The following is an 18756-nucleotide window of genomic DNA, read 5'->3' as shown; positions in this document are numbered from 1 at the left end:
TGCCTCGGATATATGGCTGCTAGAGCCCGGTCACGTGAGTCTCGTCGGTCTTGCGCCGCAGGGCGACGTTGAGCAGGGCCACTGTCCCGAGCCATGCCCCCGCGAGAACCAACGTTATCGTCGCAAACACCGGCACCGCCAGGGCGAGACGCTCCCCCGCGAAGACGATGCCGGCAGAGATGACGTCGCCGGCGCGAACGAAGAACGAGTCCACGGCCTGCTTGGCCTTGTACTTGGCTTCCCGGCTGGTCGGCAACCAGAGCGCCTGCTTGGTGGTGTTGCCCAGCGAGTAGTCGAGGCTGTTGTCGGCCACCTTGACCGCAGTCATCAGTGACAGCGACGGGCCGGTCAGGAACAGTCCGTAGCCGGTGAGCGCGACAATCGGGTGGATGTAGAGGGCCTTGCCCACGCCAAGGTACTTGAACACGCGCGAGACCACGAACATCTGCAGCAGGAAGCCCATCAGATTCACCATGCTGAACAGGCGACTGTAGGTCGCCCCGATGAACACCTGCCGCGCGTCCGCGCCCGCCGGGCCGGCGCCGTGCAGTGCCTGCGCCTGCTCGACGACGTAGCGCCCCAGCAGGTATTCGCCGGAGGTGTTGACGACGTTGAGCAGCACCGTGAGCAGGGCGATCAGCAGCAGGTACCGGTCCTTCCGAATCAGCTCGAAGCCACCCGCCTTGCCGAGCGGCTTGTCGTCGTCGGTCGCCGCCGACTTCGGCGCCGAGGCCGGCCGCGGCGCGCGACGACTCACGACGCTCGCCAGCAGGGCACAGACGACGAGAATCACGCCGGCGCCGAGGAGCAGGCGCATCGGGCCCTGCGCGCTCACGAGGTGTCCGGCTCGCACCGAGCCCACCCAGGCGCCGAGGCTACTGCCGACGCCGATCAACGGGAACAACCGCTTGCCCTGGTCGGGGGTGAACAGGTCGTTGGCCAGCGCCCAGAACTGTGCGATGACCATCACGTTGAAGATCCCGACCCAGAGGAAGTACGCGATGCCGATCGGCAGGTGGGCGCCATAGGCGATGGCAAACAGCCCCACGTTCGCGGCGAAGAACAACGTCACCCACGTCACAAGCCGCTGGCGGTTGACCTTGGACGCGAAGGCGCCGTACGCCGGCACGAGACCAAGGAGCAGGAACGCCTGCCCGGCCGAGGAGTAGCTCTTCACCTCGGCCCCGCCCTCCGAGAGGATGAACACCTCGCGAGCGGTCTTGAGTTCGTAGTACGCGGCCAGGACGAGGAACATCAGCAGCGTCAGCAGCAACGCTTTTGTTTCTTCGCCGGTGTGGATGTCGGCAATCGGCGACAACAGCCGCGCGACGAGCGACTTGCCCACCGGTGGCGTACTGCCGGCGGCGTGCGCGGGCGGACCTGTTTCGCCGATGACGCTCACGGGATGGCCTAATCCTTTTCCTTCGGCGGGAAGTTCTTGAGCAGCTTGTCCATCGCCTTCTGGAGCCGCTCCTGGTTCTTCTTCGGATCCTTGCTGGGGTTGAGCGTCTTGGTCGCGGTTCCCTTCCACACCAGCTTCTTCGCGGCGGTGTCGTAGATGTCGAACGCGAGTGTCCCCACGTGCAGCGTGCTGCTGGTCGCTGTCGTCGAGCCGCCCATCCCGCCCATCCCGCCGTACCGCCAGCCGTAGCCGCCGTAGCCGTAGCCGCCGGTGCTGTAGGCGCTCCACTGACGTTCCTGCGTCACGGCGAGCTGGTAGGCGACAAGCAGGTCTGCGTCTTCCCCGGTGGCCTTGGTGAGCCCCTTCTTGGCCAGGTTGGCGTCGATGGCGTCGTGAATCTGCTGGTTCACGATCGCGTCCGGCTTCTCGGCGTTCGGCAGGTCGATCCACCGGTAGGTCTTGAACTTGGCAAAGTCCGTCCCGGTTGCGTAGTTGTACTTGACGTCCTGGGCCTGCGCGATGCCGCCCGCCAGGGCGAGCGCGGCAAGCGCGACGATGAAGCGACGGCTGATGTTCCGCATGTCCTGAATCCTTGGTCCTTCCGTGTTTGACGTCAGTCCTGCATCTGCCCGGTCACATCGGACACCTCGACGCCGCGGACGCTGGCGAGGTACTCCAGCCCGCGGATTTCGGTGACGACGCGGCATTCGAGCAGCGGCAGGGTCGAGGAGGTCTCGAGCACCGCCAACAGCCGAGCGAAGCGTTCGGAGCGCAGATGCCGTTCGAACGCGGCGAGGCCGGACCAGTCCTCCCAGTACCAGAGGACACTCCGGTCATCGACGTCGGCGAGCACTTGCGCGTCCACACAGGCCGCATCCACCTGCACGCTGCGCATGACGCTGCGCAGTGCCTGCAGCAGGACGTCGGTGTGCCCCGGCACCGCCGTGATCCGCAACAGCAATTGCACCACGTCTGTCCGAGATAGCAGATCTGCTGCCAGCACGCACCGTGGCGACGCCGGGCCGAAACGGTGCGGGAAACCGCGCCCTGGACGCAACGGTGGGTGTCATAGCGTACTGCGGAGGTTACAAGTCGGCCCGAGTCGGGTCAACATGTGGTCCCGCACAACGCGTGGGCGGAGGCTGGACGCGTCCGGCATCACCCGAAAGGCGTGCGATGGCCTTCCGTCACGCCGAAACGGGGGGACGCGGCGATCTGGCACGACTGTTCCATTACGCACGACAAGGCCGAACCGCCGGCGCACCCATCGACTCGGGCGCCGCGGGCACGGTTCCAGGAGACATGCACATGATTCACGCCGTCACCGGCCGGCTCGCGTTCCGCACGATCCCACGCGGGCGTACCGGCGTCGCGGCTCTCGTCGTCGCGCTCGGTACCCTGGCTGCTGCGTCGGGCGTCCGTGCCCAGCCGGCGCCTGCCGACGGAGAGACGCGCGCCGGCACCATCGAAGCCCAGCAGCAGGAGAAGGCGGGCAAGCTCGCACCGTACGAACCCAACGGTGCCGAGATGTGGGTCAAGAAGCTCGAGGAGATGTTCCTCTCCGGCAACGTGAAGTGGCACCCGTTCTTCACCAGCGCCTATGGCGGCGGTGGATTCACGCTGGGTGCCGGCTACCTCGCCCACGTGCGCGACTACGACACGCTCGACGTGCGCGGCAGCTACACGTTCAGCAACTACAAGCGGATCGAGACCGAGTACGTCGCGCCGCGGCTGTTCGGGCGCCGCGCCAGACTCTCCGTCCTCGGCGGCTGGCGCGAGGCGCCGCAGGTCAACTTCTTCGGCGTCGGCAACGACAGTGATCAGGATGCCGGAAGCAATTACGGATTCCGGCAGCCCTACGTGGGAGGCCTGCTCGAGGTACGGCCGACGCGGGGCGCCCTGTTCCTGGCCGGCGGCACCGAGTTCTCGCAATGGGACCAGTTCCCGGGGGAAGGCGGCGACACGCCGACCGTCGGGGACGTGTACGGCGACGTGAACGGTCTCAACGCGAAGGTCACCTACCTGCATTCCCAGGCAACGGTGGCGATCGACACCCGGCTGAGCCCGGAATACGCACGCCGCGGCGGCTACTACGGCGTGACGCTTCACCACTACGGCGACCAGGACGACGCGTACACCTTCGAGCAGGTCAATTACGAGGCGGTCCAGCACATCCCGATTCTCCGGGACGCCTGGGTCCTGTCGCTGCGCGGACGCGTCGAGACAACGATGCGCGACAATGACGACCAGGTGCCGTTCTTCATGCTGCCCGGCCTGGGCAGCGGTTCGAACCTGCGTGGCTACCAGAACCTGCGGTTCCGCGATCGGCACAGCCTGCTGATGCAGGCCGAGTGGCGGGTGCTGGTGAACAGCTTCATCGACACCGCCATCTTCTTCGACGCCGGCAAGGTGGCCGCACGCAAGTCGGACCTCGACTTCAAAGATCTGCACACCGACTTCGGCATCGGTTTCCGCCTGCACGGGCCGTTGGCGACCCCGGTGCGCATCGAGCTTGCGAAGGGTAGCGAAGGCTTCAACCTGGTCTTCGCGGCCAGCGCCAGCTTCTGAGGAGAGCCGTCATGCAGCATCGACACCTGATCTCATCGCGCCTCACACGCAACGCCACGGCGGCGCTCGTCGTCGCCGGGTTGCTGGCGGCCGCGCAGGGCTCCTCGCGCACGGCGACGCCCCGGTTCTACAGCGACGACCCGATCAAGCGGGAACCCGCAAGCGCGGACGCTTCGGGCGCCGCGGAGTGGGACATCGACCTGTTCTACGACCTCGCGTACCAGCTGTTCAACACGGCGGGACAGAAACCGACGAACACCCCGGCGGGCAATCTCAACACGGTCGACGAGGTACCGGACTCGAGCTGGTTCACCAACCGCATCGGCAGCCGGCCGATCACGGCCGAGGAACTCCAGCGCGGGCCCGTCGCCGGACCGGCGCCGGCGCCGCAGAAATGGACCCTGACGCGCGAGAAGAGCGCGGGCATGGCCCCTGGCTTCACGGCGAAGGATGCCAACGGCGAGACGTGGTTCGTGTCCTTCGACGCCAAGGCCAACCCGCGCGGCGCCACGGCGGCGGTCGTGATCTCGACCAAGATCTTCTGGGCACTTGGCTACAACCAGGTCGAGTACTTCGTCACGTCGTTCGCCCCCGGCAGCGCGACCATCGACCCCAAGGCCACGAAGAAGCGGCCAGCCGGCAAGCGTACGCCGATGACCGAGGACGACGTGCGGGAACTGCTCGAGAAGGTCCCGCGCGAGCCCGACGGAACGGTGAGGGCCGCGGCCGGACGCCTGCTCCCGGGCAGGGTCATCGGCGGCTTCCGTTACAAGGGGACACGACCCGACGATCCGAACGACATCGTGCCGCACGAGCATCGGCGTGAGTTGCGCGCCCTGCGCGTGTTCGGCGCGTGGACCAACCTCACCGACATGAAGGCGGGCAACACCCTCGACACGGTCGTGACCGAGGGGGGACGGAGCATCGTGCGCCACTACCTGCAGGATGTAGGCTCGACGTTCGGCGTCGGCGCGGCCGGTCCGCACGACGCGAACGAGGGCTGGGAGCACATCTACGAGGGTGGCCCGACCAGGAAGCGGCTCTTCACGTTCGGCTTCGGACTGAGCCCGTGGCAGACCGCCGAGTACCCTGACTACCCGAGCATCGGACTCTTCGAGGGCGACTCGTTCGATCCGGAAACGTGGAAGCCGCGCGCGCCGACGCAGGCCTTCGTGGAGATGCGCGACGACGACGCGTTCTGGGCCGCGCGGCGGGTGATGGCGTTCTCCGATGACCTGATACGGGCGGTGGTGAAGACAGGCGAGCTCGGCGACGATGCGCAGGAGAAGTACCTCGCCGACACCCTGATTGTCCGGCGCGACAAGATCGGCCGCGCCTACCTGCCCAAGATCAACCCGATCGTGGATCCCGTGCTGAGCGCGACAGGTGAGCTGACGTTCGGCAACGCCGCCGTGCAGTACGGCTTCGCGCCGGCACCGGCCACCTACACCGCCGTCTGGGGACGTTTCGACAACGCCACCGGCACGTCCACGCGAATCGGCCAGACGTCGGGCAGCCAGCTGCGCATGCAGGCGCCTGCCGGCCTGCCGACAACGGCTGGATCGTTCATCGAGGTGGAACTGAGTGCGACCGACCCCGGCCACCCCGCCTGGACGCGCCCGATCAAGGTCCACTTCAGGCGCGACGGCGCCGCCTGGACGCTGGTCGGCCTTCAGCGCCTGCCGCCGAAGGAACCAGGGCCAGCCACCCACTGACGATGGCAGGCTGCAGCCTGCGGCCTGCAGGCTACCTCCGGCTTAGGGCTTAAGGATCTCGCAAGGCTTGCGAGATTCGAAGGCCCAAGGCCCAAGGTGTAGGTGGTAGCCCGTAGGCTGCAGGCCGCAGCCCAGCCGGCCGTCAGGTTTCCCTACGGCCGGCTGATTCCGAGCTTTTTCATGCGGAAGTAGAGGGTGCTCGGCTTCAGCCCCAGTCGCACGGAGGCGGAGCCGGGGCCCTTGATCCGCCACCCCGCCTGATCGAGCACGCGGAGGATGTGATCGCGGTCCACGTCCGCGAGCAGGCTGCTCGAGAAGGCGTTGGCGGCGCCCCTGCCAAAGAGCGGCGTCGCAGCGGCGACGTCCACGTGCAGGATCGGTCCTGGCGACAGGATCATCGCGCGCTCCAGGACGTTGCGCAGTTCTCGGACGTTGCCGGGCCAGTCGGCCTGCTGCAGATCCTCGAGGCTGCGACGGGCGACGGCGTCGAACCGCTTGCCCATCGCCTCGCCGATCTCCTCGACGATTTCGTCGACCAGTAGCGGGATGTCCTCGCGCCGCTCGCGCAGCGGCGGCACCTCGATCGGGAAGACGTTGAGCCGGTAGTACAGATCGCTCCGGAACGTCTCGCTGCGCACCGCCTCCGCCAGATCGCGGTTGGTCGCGGCGATGATGCGTACGTCGACGTCGATCGGCCGTGGGCTGCCCAGGCGTTCGATCGTGCGCTCCTGGAGCACACGCAGCAGTTTCACCTGCACGTCGAGCGGCAGGTCGCCCACCTCGTCGAGGAACAGGGTCGAACCGTTGGCGACCTCGAACCGGCCGATCTGCTTGGACAGCGCCCCGGTGTAGGCACCCTTCTCCCGCCCGAACAGCTCGCTCTCGATGAGCGCGGTCGGGATGGCCGAACAGTTCACGCGAACCATGGGCCGCCGGGCGCGGGGGCTGGACTCGTGGATCAGGGTCGCGAAGCGCTCCTTGCCGGTGCCGGTTTCACCGGTCAGCAGCACCGTGGCGTTGGTAGGGGCCACCTGGTCGGCCAGTCCGAGCACGCGCTGGATCGCCGCACTCCGGCCGACCACGGCCAGCGATCCGCCGCCGCTGCCGGCCCGCCCGAGATCCCACGGTGGGTGACGCACCTGCGCGCGCAGCTGCGCGACCTCCGCGAGCGCGGCGTCACGCTGGCGCGTGACCTCGGCCAGCTGGGCCGCTGCGGCCGCCTGGACATCGTGGTTCGCCTGCAGCCGGTGCCCGACGTCGTCCAGCGCCTCTGTCGTCGCCTCGCCAGGGTAAGGGTCAAAGGAAGGCATGGATCAGCGGGTGCCTTCGATCGCGTCGCGAACGCCCCGGGCGTACTCGAAGCCCCGGGTGCCGGTCGGCAGCACGAACTCGACCCGCGGCTGCGTGATCGCGGACTCGAGCAGGCTGGCGAGCGCCTCGAATCGCGGGGATCGCAGGTGTTGGCGCAACGCGTCCTCGGAGTCCCAGACCTCCCGTAGCCGCAGGGTGACCAGCGTCCCCATGTCGGTGGCGAGGGTACACGTGCGGCAGCCCGGCTCTCCGCGGGTGGCCGAGAGCAGCGCATGCAGCACGCCGCCGACGGCGTCGACCTGCGGCGGCAGTACGCTCCACTCGACACGGACTTCTACGGAGGCTTCACTCATGAACGGGCCTGAGGCGGGGGCCTTCCACGTGGAGGTCAGCGTGGCGGAGGGCCGCACGGTCGCAAGTAGCACAGCGCGTGCCGCCGCGCTCACTGGACGGACCGGCCGAAAACCTCGATGTTTTCCCAAGCATTCGTCGTGATCCGCCGCGGACCGGTAGCCACGGGCAGCGCCCTCCCGCCTCCGAGGACTCGGAGAGCCTCCATCTGCACGGATGGACATTGGTCTAACTATCCACAGGCATAGTCCAGTTCGCTACAACCCCGTGACTATGATCCTCCGTCGGCTGGAACCGCATTCCGCGGGTCACGCGGCACCCGGCCGGCACCACCCCGAGAGGCCTGTGTTCACCACTGCCATCGCTACAGCGAATTCGTCCGACATCCCCGCCCATGGCACGGTGACGTTCGCGCGCCTGATTGCTGATCTCGTGGCGCGGTTCGTCAACATCCCCCCCGACACCGTCGACGACACGATCGTCGACACACAGCGGCAGATCGTGCAGGCGCTCGGGATGGATCGCAGCCTGTTCTTCCAGGTTGGACCCGGCGGCGACCTGGTGTTCACGCACCAGTGGACGCGTCCCGAGTTCGCGCACTACGACGTTCCGGACCATATGTCCGCGTTGTCGGCACAAGCCCAGTTCCCGTGGCTGCTGAACCAGTTGCGCGTCGGCACGATCGTGGTCGTGGACGACGTCGACGAGTTGCCGTCAGATCTCGATCGCGAGAACCTGCGGCGGGTAGGCACGCGGTCCAACGTCACCGTGCCGATTTTCGTCGACGGTGAGCTGATCGGCGCGCTGTCGGTGGCCTCGCTCGGTATGCCGCGCGCGGCGACGCCCATCCTGAAGGACGCGATGCGCCTCGTCGGCCAGGTGTTCGGGCAGGCGCTTCAGCATCGAAGCGATCAGCAGCAGTTGCAGCGCGCCATGCGCGAGGTCACGCAGCTGCGCGACCTGCTGGCGCGCGACAACGAGCTGCTGCACCGCGAGGTCAAGCAGCTCCGGTGCAACAGCGGCGTGACCGCCGACAGCGGCGCGGCGCGCGAGACACTGCAGCTCGTCGAACAGGTCGCCCCGACGGGGGCCACCGTGCTCCTGCTCGGCGAAACCGGCGCCGGCAAGGAAGTATTCGCCAAGGAAATCCACGAACTCAGCCCGCGCGCCAAGCGCCCGATGGTGCGGGTCAACTGCGGCGCGATTCCGACGGCGCTCATCGAGAGCGAGCTGTTCGGGCGCGAGAAGGGCGCCTACACCGGCGCGGTCTCCCGTCAGGTCGGCCGCTTCGAGATGGCCGAGGGATCGACCATCTTCCTCGACGAGATCGGCGAGCTGCCGCTCGAGGCACAGGTCAAGCTGCTGCGCGTGCTCCAGGATCGGGTGGTGGAGCGGCTGGGCAGCACCCAGCCCATCAAGGTGGACGTACGGATCATCGCCGCCACCAACCGCAATCTCGAGGACGCGGTCGCCGCGCGCACGTTCCGGGAGGATCTGTTCTACCGGCTCAACGTGTTTCCGATCACGGTGCCGCCGCTGCGCGAACGTGTCGAGGACATCCCGGCCCTGGTCTGGGCGTTCATCGAGGAGTGCTCCAAGCACTTCGGCAAGTCGGTGACCTCCGTCTCACGGGAGAGCATGGAGGCCTTGCAGCGCTACACCTGGCCCGGCAACATCCGCGAACTCCGCAACACGGTCGAGCACGCCATGATCCTGGCCAACTCGCCCAAGCTCGTGATCCCGGCGCCCACCGCGCGCGGCAATGCGCGGCAGCGGAGCCTGAAGCTGACCGACGTCGAGGCCGCGCACATCAAGGCGGTCCTGGACAGCACCGGGTGGCGGGTCCGGGGACCTGGTGGGGCCGCGGAACTCCTGGGCGTCAAGCCGACGACCCTCGAGGGCCGGATGGCGCGTCTCGGCGTACGTCGTCCGAGCACGGCCGCCGGCCACTGACCCCGGAGTAGCGCCCCCGACATTTCGGAGTTCGCACGCGAGGCCGGAGGTCCGGCCTTGCCGATCGCGCTCGTCAGTCGCGGCAACCCTCGTCTTGACAAACAGTTGGGCCGTGGTCAAGGGTGTCGCTACATCGGCACGGCCCATGCTCACGCACGGGACATCAAACCGCCTGCTCCGTGGCATATCGCCACAGGCCGCAGGACAACGAAGGAGCTTTACCGCATGCGTTCCCTGAAGACCTCTTCGCTCGCCGCCCTGTTTGCGCTCGTCGCCACCGGTGCCGGCGCCCAGATGACCAAGACGCTCACCGGCGAGATGAAGACCGAGACCGCCACGGTGGAAGCGATCGAGACGTCCACCCGCGAAGTGACGCTGAAGAAGAGCGACGGCACCTACACGGTGGCGCGCGTGGGCAAGGAGATCAAGCGCTTCGACACCCTGAAGGTCGGCGACAAGATCACCGCCAAGTACTACGACAACATCGTCCTGCGCCTCAAGGCCCCCGGCGAACCGGACACGGACACGAAGACGGCCTCGACGACCAGGGCCGCGGAGGGCCAGGCGGCGGGAACCGTGGGCGCCCAGCGCACGATCACCGCGACCATTACGGCCATAGACCAGTCGGTGCCGTCTATCACGTTCAAGGGCCCGAATAACTGGACCTACACCTCGCGCGTCGAAGACAAGGCGGCGCTCGCGAAGGTGAAGGTCGGCGACAGGCTCGACATCACCTGGACCGCCGCGATGATCCTGTCGTTGGACGGCCAGTGAGGCGCGCGGTCACCTCCGCGCGCCTCGTGACCGAAAGGAACCAACGATGAGGCCTACGCGTCCTCACCCGGCCAGACGGCGAGTGGCCCTGCTCGCCGTGGCTTCGATGCTCACCTCTCCGGTGACACCATTGCTCCAGGCGCAGACGCCGGCGCCGGCGGCCCCCAAGGCCGCCGCACCGGCCCCGGCCAAGCCGGCAGCGCCGACGAGCCCGGCCCCCGCGAGCGGATCGACTGTCAGGAAGGCCCAGACGCCAGTTGCCGTCCCGGGCTCGGCCCCGATCGCCACGGCCGCGCCGTCGGCGACTGCCCCGGCCGACGGCGGCTGGCCCCGTGCCTACGCGACGGCGAGTGGCGGCAAGATCCTGGTCTACCAGCCGCAGGTCGCCGAATGGACCGACCAGAAGCACATGGTCGCGTATTCGGCCGTGTCGTGGCAGGCGCGCACCGCCGAGAAGCCGGCGCTCGGCACCGTCAGGATCGAGTCCGACACCAAGGTGTCCACGGCCGATCGACTCGTGAACTTCTCCCCCCTGAAGATCACGGAGGCAAACTTCCCGCAGGTACAGAAGGAGCAGGTGCGGGAACTGACCGACGAGATCACGAGGGCCATTCCCGAACGCGAACGGATCATCGGCCTCGATCGCGTCCTCGCGGGCGTGGATACGAGCAAGATCATTCCGCGCGAGGTCAAGGACCTGAAGGCCGATCCGCCCGCCATTTTCTACAGCGAGACGCCCGCCGTACTGATGAACCTCGATGGCGAGCCGATCTGGTCGCAGATCGCCAACAACGACCTGAAATACGCGGTCAACACCAACTGGGATCTGTTCCTCCACGATCCCAGCAAGACGTATTACCTCCGCAACAACGACAGCTGGCTGAAGGCAACCGCCCTGAACGGGCCGTGGGAGGCCGCGGGCAAGCTGCCCGCCAGCTTCACCAAGCTGCCCGCCGACGACAACTGGAAGGAAGTCAAGGCGGCGTTACCGGGTAAGGCACTCGCGAAGGGGCAGGTGCCGATGGTGTACGTCAGCCAGGTGCCGGCCGAACTGATCCTGGTTCGCGGCAAGCCGAGCTACCTGGTGGTGGCGAACACGAAACTGCTCTGGCTCTCGAACACCGAGAGCGACGTCTTCCGCATGGGGCAGACCGGGCCGCTGTATTACCTCGTGGCGGGCCGCTGGTTCTCGGCGGCTGACGTCAAGGGGCCGTGGACGTTCGCGACGCCGAACCTGCCAAAGGAATTCCAGGAGGTTCCGCTCGAACACCCTCGCTCCCGCGTCCTCGCCGCCGTGCCCGGTACGCAGCAGGCCGCCGAGGCCGTGCTGCTCGCGCAGGTACCGCAGACGGCGCGTGTCAGCAAGAAGCAGTTGCAGGCACCTGACGTCGCCTACCAGGGCGATCCGAACTTCGAGCCGGTCCCCACCACCACGGTGGCCCGGGCGGTCAACACCGACAAGGACATCATCAAGGTCGGCGACCTGTACTACATGTGCTTCCAGGGCGTGTGGTTCATGGCCAAGACGGCCACCGGTCCCTGGGAAGTCACCAGCACCGTGCCGAAGGACATCTACACGATCCCGGCCAGCTCGCCCTCGCACAACGTCACGTACGTCACGGTCGAAGACGATGACGACAACGATGAGTGGGTGACGTTTGCAACCGTGGCCGGCTATACGGGCGTGATGGTGGCCTACGGCTGCGCGGTCTGGGGCACTGGCTACTACTACCCGCCCTACTACGGCTTCTACGGCGGGTATCCGTACTACTACCCGTTCTATCCGACGTACGGATATGGCGCGTACTACAACCCGTGGACCGGAGCGTACGGACGGTCGGCAGTGGCGTACGGCCCCTACGGCGGCGCCGGAGTGAGCGCGCGGTACAACCCGCGGACCGGCACGTACTCGCGCGGCGCGGCCGCGTGGGGACCGGGAGGGGGACGCGCCTATGGACAGGCGTACAACCCGCGGACCGGCGCATACGGCGCGACCCGCCAGGGTGCCGGCGTGTACGGCAGCTGGGGCAGCACGGCGGTGCAGCGCGGCGATGATTGGGCGCGCACCGCGCGCGTCACCAACAACGTCACGGGGAACACGACGCGCGTCACACGCACCGACGAGGGCGGCGCGGCGGTCTCGCGACGCGGTCCCGGTCAGGGCGGCGGCACCGCGATCCGGACCGGAGACGGCGACGTCTACGCGGGCCGCGACGGCAACGTCTATCGCAAGGACGGCGACTCCTGGCAGAAGTACGACAACGGCAACTGGAACAACGCCGATCGCCCGCAGCCGACGCAGGCACAGCGCGATGCGGCGCAGCAGCGTGCCGGCGACCGTGCCGGCGATCGCGGTGCGTCCTCACCGACGACAAGCCAGCTCGATCGGGACGCCGCCGCTCGCGCGCAAGGGTCGCAGCGGACGCGTGACTACGGCAGTTACAAGGGCAGCGGCGGATCGCGTACCGCCGGCAGCACCTACCGTCCGAGCCCGAGTGGCGGATCCCGCGGCTACGGCGGCGGCGGTATGCGCGGCGGCGGCGGCCGACGGAGATAGATCAGGACCTCAGGACCTCAGGACCTCAGGATCTCAGGGCAGTTCGAGAGCAGGGTCGCACATGCGATCCTGCTCTTTCTGTTTCCGGGTTCCGATTCCCGATTCCCGGTTCCTGTGTTCCTGCGCTCCTGTTAGAAGCTCCACCCCAGCGCGAGGCTCATGCCGACGTCGCTGTTGGCCCGCCCCTCGGGCGGATGTGAATCGAAGCTGCCATAGCCATTGACGCTGAAGTAGAAGTCCTTCAGGAACTCGAACCGCGCCGCGCTCTGCAACTCGAGCCGGGTGCGCGATCCGCCGGTGACGCCGAAGAACGACAGCACCTGGGTTGACAGGTCGACGTGGTCGTTGGTGACGGTGAACCAGTCCCAGTTGCTGCCCACCAGGACCTCGGCGCGACCCTTGATCTCCTCACCCGTGAACTGCTCGCGCGTGTATGCCAGGCCGGCAAACAGGGTCAGATTCGTGCGATTGGACTGCGCGAGATAACGCGTCACGCCAGCACCGGCCACGGTGCGCAGGTCAATCGACAGTTCTTCGTTCTGCTGGAGCTGCAGGATGGTGCCACCCGACCAGCGCGGGCCCACGCGCCGGCTGCCTGACAGCGTCAACTGGTTGCGGGCCAGACGCTCGGCGTCCTCGCGGCTGGTGATCTGCGATGCGAGGACGACCTCAGCGGCGTAGCGCTTGCTCTTGTACTCGGTGTCGGCGTTGACCGTGTAGCGCGTCTCCAGATCGGCCTTCGCAAAGCTGAACCCCAGGTCCACGTGGCCGTCCATCCGCTGCCACACACTGGCTTCGATCGGCGTGATGCGGACGATGTCGTCCAACTGCAGATCGATACCGGATCCGGGGGAGATCTCGACGCGCACGCCGCGTGGCTGCGTCGTCGCCAACGCGCCGAAATGCAGCGTGCCATCAGCCCGTTCCACCTCGAACTGGCGGGGACTCACGATCTCCCGGATCCGGCCCGAGTAGACACGCACCGTGTCGAGCGCGTCGGTCGACATGGTGAGACGACCGCGTTCCAGTTGCTTGATCTCGCAGGTCAGGCGATTACCGTTGTCGAGGACCACCGTGTCCACCTTGGGGCCGGCCACGGAGGGGGTCGCGCCGATCAGGCCCAGCCCCAGGACAACGCCGATGCAGGCGAGAACACGGGCGCCCGTCGGGGCAGCTGGGGTGCGGATGGCCATGACTGCCAGGACACGGCGACACATCGTGCGCGGACCACCATACAGGAAGCGCCGCACCGCCGACGACCACACCAAGGTCGAAACGAGAGCGTCCCGCACGTCACGCCAACCCGGCGGGCAAGGCGTCGAGTGCGGGGTGCGTCCAGGCAGGCTTCCCGACCCGCGGGCACCGCACGGCACCGAAAGGACGACGAGTATGGTGGCGCCCGGTGCTGCACCGGGATACTCTGACCGTCAGACCGTGAGGTTCCATGGGCGACGCGTGCGGCAGGGTGCCGACGCGCTTGGGTCGGCAGTTTTCGCCCTGCCTGGTGATACATGATGCTCCGCACGCCCTGTTTCGACGCCGTCCTGCGCCCTCGTACGCGACTGGCAATTGGCCTCCTCCTCGCCGCCACGTCGTTGATCCCTGCCGCGTGCAGCCGCCCATCTGCGCCAGCATCTGGTGACCGGGCCGCCGGGTCGAACGGGACGCCCCTGCCGCTCCAGGACCTGAAGGCGGCGGAACTCCTGCAGCTCAATGCCAGGCTGACCGGCGATTTCGACCAGATGCAGGGGCGGCGCTTCGTGCGCGCCCTCGTGCCGTATGGCCGGACGTACTACTTCCTCGATGGCGCGACGCAGCGCGGCCTCGCGTTCGACGTGCTGACCGAGTTCGAACGCGAGCTCGCGAAAAGCGTCCCGAAGGGCACGGTGCCGCCCAAGATCGTGATCATTCCGACGAGCCGCGATCGCCTGCTGACCGCCCTGGCCGAGGGCTACGGCGACATCGCGGTCGGCGGCTTCACGGTGACCGAGGCCCGGCGGGCGCAGGTGGATTTCTCGGATCCGACCAAGACCGGCATCCGGGAGATCGTCGTCACAGCGCCAGGCATTCCGGCGGTGACCCGCATCCAGGACCTCTCCGGCCGGCAGGTGCACGTCCGGAAATCGAGCAGTTACTACGAGGACCTGGTCGCCCTCAATGCGCAGTTGGCACGAGAGGGCCTGGCTCCGGTGCAGATCGAGCCCGCTGACGAACTCCTGGAGGACGAGGACCTGCTCGAGATGACCGATGCCGGCATCGTGCCGATGACGGTGGTCAAGGACGCGACCGCGCAGTTGTGGACGCAACTGTACGACCACGTGACCGTCCACCAGGACGTGGCGCTCAGGACCGACGCCGCAACCGCCCTCGCCATTCGCAAGGGCGCGCCCGTCTTCCGCGGGCTCGTCAACGATTTCGTGCGCACGCATCGCACCGGCACCACGTTCGGCAATGTCGTCTTCAACCGCTATTTCCGTGATGCGAGCCGCCTGCAGAACCCCACCGCCGCCGCCGACCTCGCGAGGTTCCGCGCCCTCGTGCAGTACTTCCAGAAGTACGGCGCCCAGTACGATATGGACTGGCTCCTCATCGTCTCGCAGGCCTACCAGGAGTCGCAATTGGACCATTCTCGCCGCAGCCGCGCGGGTGCGGTCGGCGTGATGCAAGTCAGGCCGGCCACCGCGAGGGACAAGAACGTCGGCATCGCCAACGTCCGCACCATCGACGGCAACATCCACGCCGGCACGAAGTACCTGCGCTTCATGATGGACCACTACTTCGCGAACGCGCCGATGGATCGCCTCAACAAGGGCCTCTTCGCACTGGCGTCCTATAATGCCGGACCGGCGCGCGTGGCCGGCTTGCGCGACAAGGCGAAGGAGATGGGCCTGGATCCCAACGTGTGGTTCCGCAACGTCGAAGTCGTCGCGGGCCGGGAGATCGGGCGCGAAACCGTGGACTACGTGAGCAACATCTACAAGTACTACACCGCCTACAAGGCCGTGGCCGAGCAGCGGGCCGCACGCGAGAGGTCGCGGCCGGCCGCCGCGGGGAGTCGGTGACCGGATGTCGGCACTCGAGAAGTACGAACAGGACGACCAGTTCTACGAAGGCGGGGAGGCGCTCGGTGGCCGCATGGGGTTCCTCGATCACCTCGAGGAACTTCGTCGGCGCCTGATCATCTCGCTGGCCGCCACGTTCGTGGGCTTCTGTGTCAGCCTGTTCTTCTCGGACCGGATCTTCACGTTCGTGATGACCCCGTTGCGTGAAGCCCTCCCGCCAGGCGGTCACCTGATCTACACCGATGGCGCGGAGATGTTCGTCGCTTCCCTGCAGATCTCCTTCCTCGCCGGCCTGATGATCGCCGCGCCGGCGCTCATGCTCCAGGCCTGGATGTTCATCGCGCCAGGGCTGTACGTCCACGAGAAGCGTCTCGCGATCCCCTTCGTGCTCTCGGCCACGCTGTGTTTCCTCGGCGGCGCGGCCTTCTCCCACTACGTGAGCTTTCCGGCCGCCTCGCGGTTCTTCGCAAGCTTCGCCAACGGCTTCGTGGAATTCCAGCCGCGCGTGTCGTCGGCGCTGTCGTTGTACATGCGCATGATGCTCGCGTGTGCACTCGCGTTCCAGTTGCCGACGCTGACGATGTTCCTGGCTCGGATGCGGATCGTCACGGCGCGCTGGATGCTGCGTCACATCAAGTACGCCGTGCTCGGCGTCTTCATCGTCGCGGCCATCGTCACCCCGGATGGCAGTCCCGTCAGCCAGGTCACGCTGGCCCTGCCGATGCTGGGGCTCTATGTGCTCAGCATCGCGATCGCGTGGGCGTTCGCGCCTCGCCGGCCGGCGGCGTAGCATCGCAGCCTGCAGGCTGCAGCCTGAGGGCCGGGTGAACTTGACCCCGCCCCGCATAGGCGATAGCCTCGATCAGGTTCTCTCGGACATGTCTCCCATCTGCACTCGCCTGCTCGTGCCGCGTACCCGTCGATCCTTCGACATGAGGGTCCGCATCTTCCCGATCGCCGGTCGCCGGTAGCGACACGGCTCGCGAGCGAGCCACTTCCGGCGACCCAGCCTCCCCTCGAATCCGCACCAGTTTTCGTTGCCCATCCCGGCGACGTGGTCCTCGTGCATCTGCCGAGATCGCCGTCGCGCGGGAGGAGGTACATTTTCGTGACAACCCCGTACCGGTACCTGGTCGCGAGCGGTGATGGCGCCGCGGCCGATCTCGTCGAAGAACTCTGCATCTGGCACGACCGCATGGTGGCGCACCTGCGCCGCCACGGCGCATCGGCCCCTTGTCCGTGCGGCGACCAGGACGCCTGCCCGCGTGAAGACGCGCGCGACCTCTGGACACGAGCGCGACGGGCCTTCGGGCCGGCCACCGCGCCGCTGACCTTCCTCCGGCAACACTCGGGGGACGCGCATGGCTAGCCGCCAGAAGTTGCAGCCTCGTGCTCCCTGGACCATCCGCAACCTTGTCGCCGCCCAGGGCCTCGCGCACGTGCTCCCGGCCCTGCCCGTCGGCTACTGGCAGCGGCGTGTCGGGGCTCGCGCGTTCGCCCTCGACGTCGTCCCGGCGATGCCACGCGAGTCGCAGCACGTGCAGTTCGCGCGGATGCCGGGGATGCCGCCGCTGTGGCTCCTCGCCAGCGCGGTGATGACGTGGGGCATCGTGCCGTGGATATGGCGGGGCGACGCGCGAGCCGAGCGCGCCGAGGCCCGCGCGGCGGTTGCCCGGGTCCGAGCGGCCACCAGGACGCCGACGTGTGCCGTGGTGTTTGTCGCCTCGGCCGGCGAGCGGACACGCCTGCGACACATGCCGCACTTGCGCGCGACGGGAACGACCGCGACGGTGTCGGCCGTGGGCTTCATCACGCTCGACGAGATCGTCGACGTGCTCGCGGAGGCTTCGGGCGATCTCGACGGCCGCCAGTGCGCGGCGGCGGTCGGCCACGCCCTGCGACGCCTGCGAGCCATCGACGAGGCGTCAGAGGCCGTGCCGTGAGGTCGCGCGGCCCAACTCACACAATGCCAGCTCACACAGTGTAGGCGTCGACCTTCAGGTCGACGCACAGAGCGGACGCCAGGGTTCCCGGCGGATCGGCCCGATCACGAACAACGTATTGCCCGAGGGATCGTACAGGTCCCAGGCATCCGGCATGTCTATCGGGTGCCGGCCATCCGGTGAAACAGCCGCCGACGGTCACTCTCGAAGTGGTACAGCTTCGCGACTTCGATGCGCTTCGCGAGGCGACTGCACACGAGGACGGCGGCCAGCATGCCGACCATTGGACCCACCCAGTAGATCCACCATCCATCCCAGCGACCCGAAATCAGCGCCGGACCAAAGGTACGGGCGGGGTTCGTGCTGGTACCGGAGATGTGTGATTCGAGCGGCACCATGACCGCATAGAGGACCGCGATCGCAAACGGCGTGTAAGGACGCAAGCGTCGAAACACCAGACAGATGCTCAACGTCGTCACCAGGCCAAACGTCGTGACCGCCTCACCCATGACGACCGCTGCCGTGGAGTAGCCCACGCCCGGGATCGTGGCGCCGAACACGACGCTTCGACCCATCGCTCCCCATGCCAGGAGTGGAAGCGCACCAACACCGGCACCCAACATTTGCGCAACGACATAGCCCACCGCCACTCGCGCATCGAGTTTTCGCCACAACCAGAAGCCCATGGTGACTGCCGGGTTGATGTGCGCCCCACTTTCCCTCCCGACGCGCGAGAGGGCGATCCCTGCCCCCACGCAACCGAAGAGAAAGGCGGTCAACGCCGTCCGCAATCGTTCGTTCGGCACGATGCCCGGCATGGGACTGCCGGCACCGGACATCACAATCACGATCGACAGTCCACCCAGTACCAGCGCGGCCGTCCCAACCGCCTCGGAGACGAACAACCGCCACCGGACACCCCAGTCTCTCGCTGACTCTGTCGGCACGGTGTGTGTCCCCTGTCGATTGCGTGTGAGCCGGAACGGTAAGAACGTGAACGTGCGGACATCGTCTGGCGCGGTGAAGGTGCGTGCCTTTCCGGGAAGGCGACGCTGGTGACGCACTCGGCGGCTCTCGACCTCGAGCGCGTCGGCGAGACGGCGCTCACGACCGGGTCTGG

Annotated in this window: 15 protein-coding genes and 1 pseudogene; 9 read left to right on the top strand and 7 right to left on the bottom strand. The window is 67.4% G+C overall.

Annotation, left to right across the window (positions count from 1 at the left end):
• Positions 1-19: 19 nt before the first annotated feature.
• The 3 genes from LuPra_RS11015 to LuPra_RS11005 are packed head-to-tail and all read right to left on the bottom strand — an operon-like array spanning position 20 to position 2372.
• Positions 20-1402, bottom strand: coding sequence for an NTP/NDP exchange transporter (locus LuPra_RS11015; protein ID WP_110170780.1), 1383 nt, complete (start codon positions 1400-1402; stop codon positions 20-22).
• Between the two features lie 8 nt (positions 1403-1410).
• A complete protein-coding gene (locus tag LuPra_RS11010) occupies positions 1411-1983 on the bottom strand; it encodes a DUF4136 domain-containing protein (RefSeq protein ID WP_110170779.1) in 573 nt (190 codons plus the stop codon).
• Positions 1984-2015: 32 nt separating this feature from the next.
• Positions 2016-2372 (bottom strand): putative quinol monooxygenase, encoded by a 357-nt coding sequence (locus LuPra_RS11005; protein ID WP_157899007.1) that lies wholly within the window; start codon positions 2370-2372, stop codon positions 2016-2018.
• Between the two features lie 206 nt (positions 2373-2578).
• Between LuPra_RS11005 and LuPra_RS11000 the strand changes: the two are divergent.
• A pseudogene (locus LuPra_RS11000) lies at positions 2579-3862 on the top strand (BamA/TamA family outer membrane protein); the annotation flags it as partial.
• A gap of 119 nt (positions 3863-3981) precedes the next feature.
• Positions 3982-5685 carry a hypothetical protein gene (locus LuPra_RS10995; RefSeq protein WP_110170776.1) on the top strand — a complete coding sequence of 568 codons (1704 nt, stop codon included), beginning with the start codon at positions 3982-3984 and terminating at the stop codon, positions 5683-5685.
• A 152-nt stretch (positions 5686-5837) separates the two neighbouring features.
• On the opposite strand, the gene LuPra_RS10990 is transcribed toward LuPra_RS10995, so the two are convergent.
• Both LuPra_RS10990 and LuPra_RS31785 read right to left on the bottom strand, forming a co-directional pair.
• Entirely contained in the window at positions 5838-6995 is a 1158-nt protein-coding gene (locus LuPra_RS10990) for a sigma-54 interaction domain-containing protein (RefSeq protein WP_110170775.1), read from the bottom strand.
• A gap of 3 nt (positions 6996-6998) precedes the next feature.
• Positions 6999-7349, bottom strand: coding sequence for a putative quinol monooxygenase (locus LuPra_RS31785; RefSeq protein WP_157899005.1), 351 nt, complete (start codon positions 7347-7349; stop codon positions 6999-7001).
• A 343-nt stretch (positions 7350-7692) separates the two neighbouring features.
• Between LuPra_RS31785 and LuPra_RS10980 the strand changes: the two genes are divergently transcribed.
• The 3 genes from LuPra_RS10980 to LuPra_RS32805 all read left to right on the top strand — a co-directional run bounded on the left by LuPra_RS10980 (position 7693) and on the right by LuPra_RS32805 (position 12631).
• Positions 7693-9300 carry a sigma 54-interacting transcriptional regulator gene (locus LuPra_RS10980; RefSeq protein WP_162271357.1) on the top strand — a complete coding sequence of 536 codons (1608 nt, stop codon included), beginning with the start codon at positions 7693-7695 and terminating at the stop codon, positions 9298-9300.
• Positions 9301-9357: 57 nt separating this feature from the next.
• Entirely contained in the window at positions 9358-10074 is a 717-nt protein-coding gene (locus tag LuPra_RS10975; protein WP_157899004.1) for a hypothetical protein, read from the top strand.
• 97 nt (positions 10075-10171) lie between these two features.
• A complete protein-coding gene (locus tag LuPra_RS32805) occupies positions 10172-12631 on the top strand; it encodes a hypothetical protein (protein WP_201792184.1) in 2460 nt (819 codons plus the stop codon).
• A gap of 131 nt (positions 12632-12762) precedes the next feature.
• Here the strand turns inward: LuPra_RS32805 and LuPra_RS10965 are convergent, their stop codons facing one another.
• Entirely contained in the window at positions 12763-13824 is a 1062-nt protein-coding gene (locus LuPra_RS10965) for a DUF481 domain-containing protein (RefSeq protein ID WP_157899003.1), read from the bottom strand.
• Between the two features lie 318 nt (positions 13825-14142).
• Between LuPra_RS10965 and LuPra_RS10960 the strand changes: the two genes are divergently transcribed.
• The 4 genes from LuPra_RS10960 to LuPra_RS10940 all read left to right on the top strand — a co-directional run bounded on the left by LuPra_RS10960 (position 14143) and on the right by LuPra_RS10940 (position 17636).
• A complete protein-coding gene (locus tag LuPra_RS10960; protein WP_110170769.1) occupies positions 14143-15693 on the top strand; it encodes an MltF family protein in 1551 nt (516 codons plus the stop codon).
• A gap of 4 nt (positions 15694-15697) precedes the next feature.
• Positions 15698-16483 carry a twin-arginine translocase subunit TatC gene (gene tatC / locus LuPra_RS10955; protein ID WP_110170768.1) on the top strand — a complete coding sequence of 262 codons (786 nt, stop codon included), beginning with the start codon at positions 15698-15700 and terminating at the stop codon, positions 16481-16483.
• Positions 16484-16801: 318 nt separating this feature from the next.
• Positions 16802-17062, top strand: coding sequence for a hypothetical protein (locus LuPra_RS10945; RefSeq protein ID WP_157899002.1), 261 nt, complete (start codon positions 16802-16804; stop codon positions 17060-17062).
• Complete coding sequence (locus tag LuPra_RS10940) at positions 17055-17636, top strand: hypothetical protein (protein WP_110170765.1); 582 nt, start codon at positions 17055-17057, stop codon at positions 17634-17636. Before LuPra_RS10945 ends, LuPra_RS10940 begins: the two co-directional genes overlap by 8 nt.
• 158 nt (positions 17637-17794) lie before the next feature.
• Here LuPra_RS10940 and LuPra_RS10935 read toward each other — a convergent pair whose 3' ends face one another.
• Positions 17795-18583, bottom strand: coding sequence for an MIP/aquaporin family protein (locus tag LuPra_RS10935; RefSeq protein ID WP_157899001.1), 789 nt, complete (start codon positions 18581-18583; stop codon positions 17795-17797).
• Between the last annotated feature and the right edge of the window lie 173 nt (positions 18584-18756).

The sequence above is a fragment of the Luteitalea pratensis genome, assembly GCF_001618865.1.
Lineage (GTDB): Bacteria > Acidobacteriota > Vicinamibacteria > Vicinamibacterales > Vicinamibacteraceae > Luteitalea > Luteitalea pratensis.
The sequence above is the reverse complement of the archived record's forward strand: the minus strand, read 5'-3'. Positions and strand labels throughout refer to the sequence as shown.

Excerpts from the sequence above, each read along its gene's own strand:
- LuPra_RS11010 (WP_110170779.1), bottom strand. The coding sequence starts at position 1,983 with ATGCGGAACATCAGCCGTCGCTTCATCGTCGCGCTTGCCGCGCTCGCC.
- LuPra_RS10995 (WP_110170776.1), top strand. The coding sequence starts at position 3,982 with ATGCAGCATCGACACCTGATCTCATCGCGCCTCACACGCAACGCCACG.
- LuPra_RS10990 (WP_110170775.1), bottom strand. The coding sequence starts at position 6,995 with ATGCCTTCCTTTGACCCTTACCCTGGCGAGGCGACGACAGAGGCGCTG.
- LuPra_RS31785 (WP_157899005.1), bottom strand. The coding sequence starts at position 7,349 with ATGAGTGAAGCCTCCGTAGAAGTCCGTGTCGAGTGGAGCGTACTGCCG.
- LuPra_RS10965 (WP_157899003.1), bottom strand. The coding sequence starts at position 13,824 with ATGGCCATCCGCACCCCAGCTGCCCCGACGGGCGCCCGTGTTCTCGCC.
- LuPra_RS10960 (WP_110170769.1), top strand. The coding sequence starts at position 14,143 with ATGATGCTCCGCACGCCCTGTTTCGACGCCGTCCTGCGCCCTCGTACG.
- tatC (WP_110170768.1), top strand. The coding sequence starts at position 15,698 with ATGTCGGCACTCGAGAAGTACGAACAGGACGACCAGTTCTACGAAGGC.
- LuPra_RS10940 (WP_110170765.1), top strand. The coding sequence starts at position 17,055 with ATGGCTAGCCGCCAGAAGTTGCAGCCTCGTGCTCCCTGGACCATCCGC.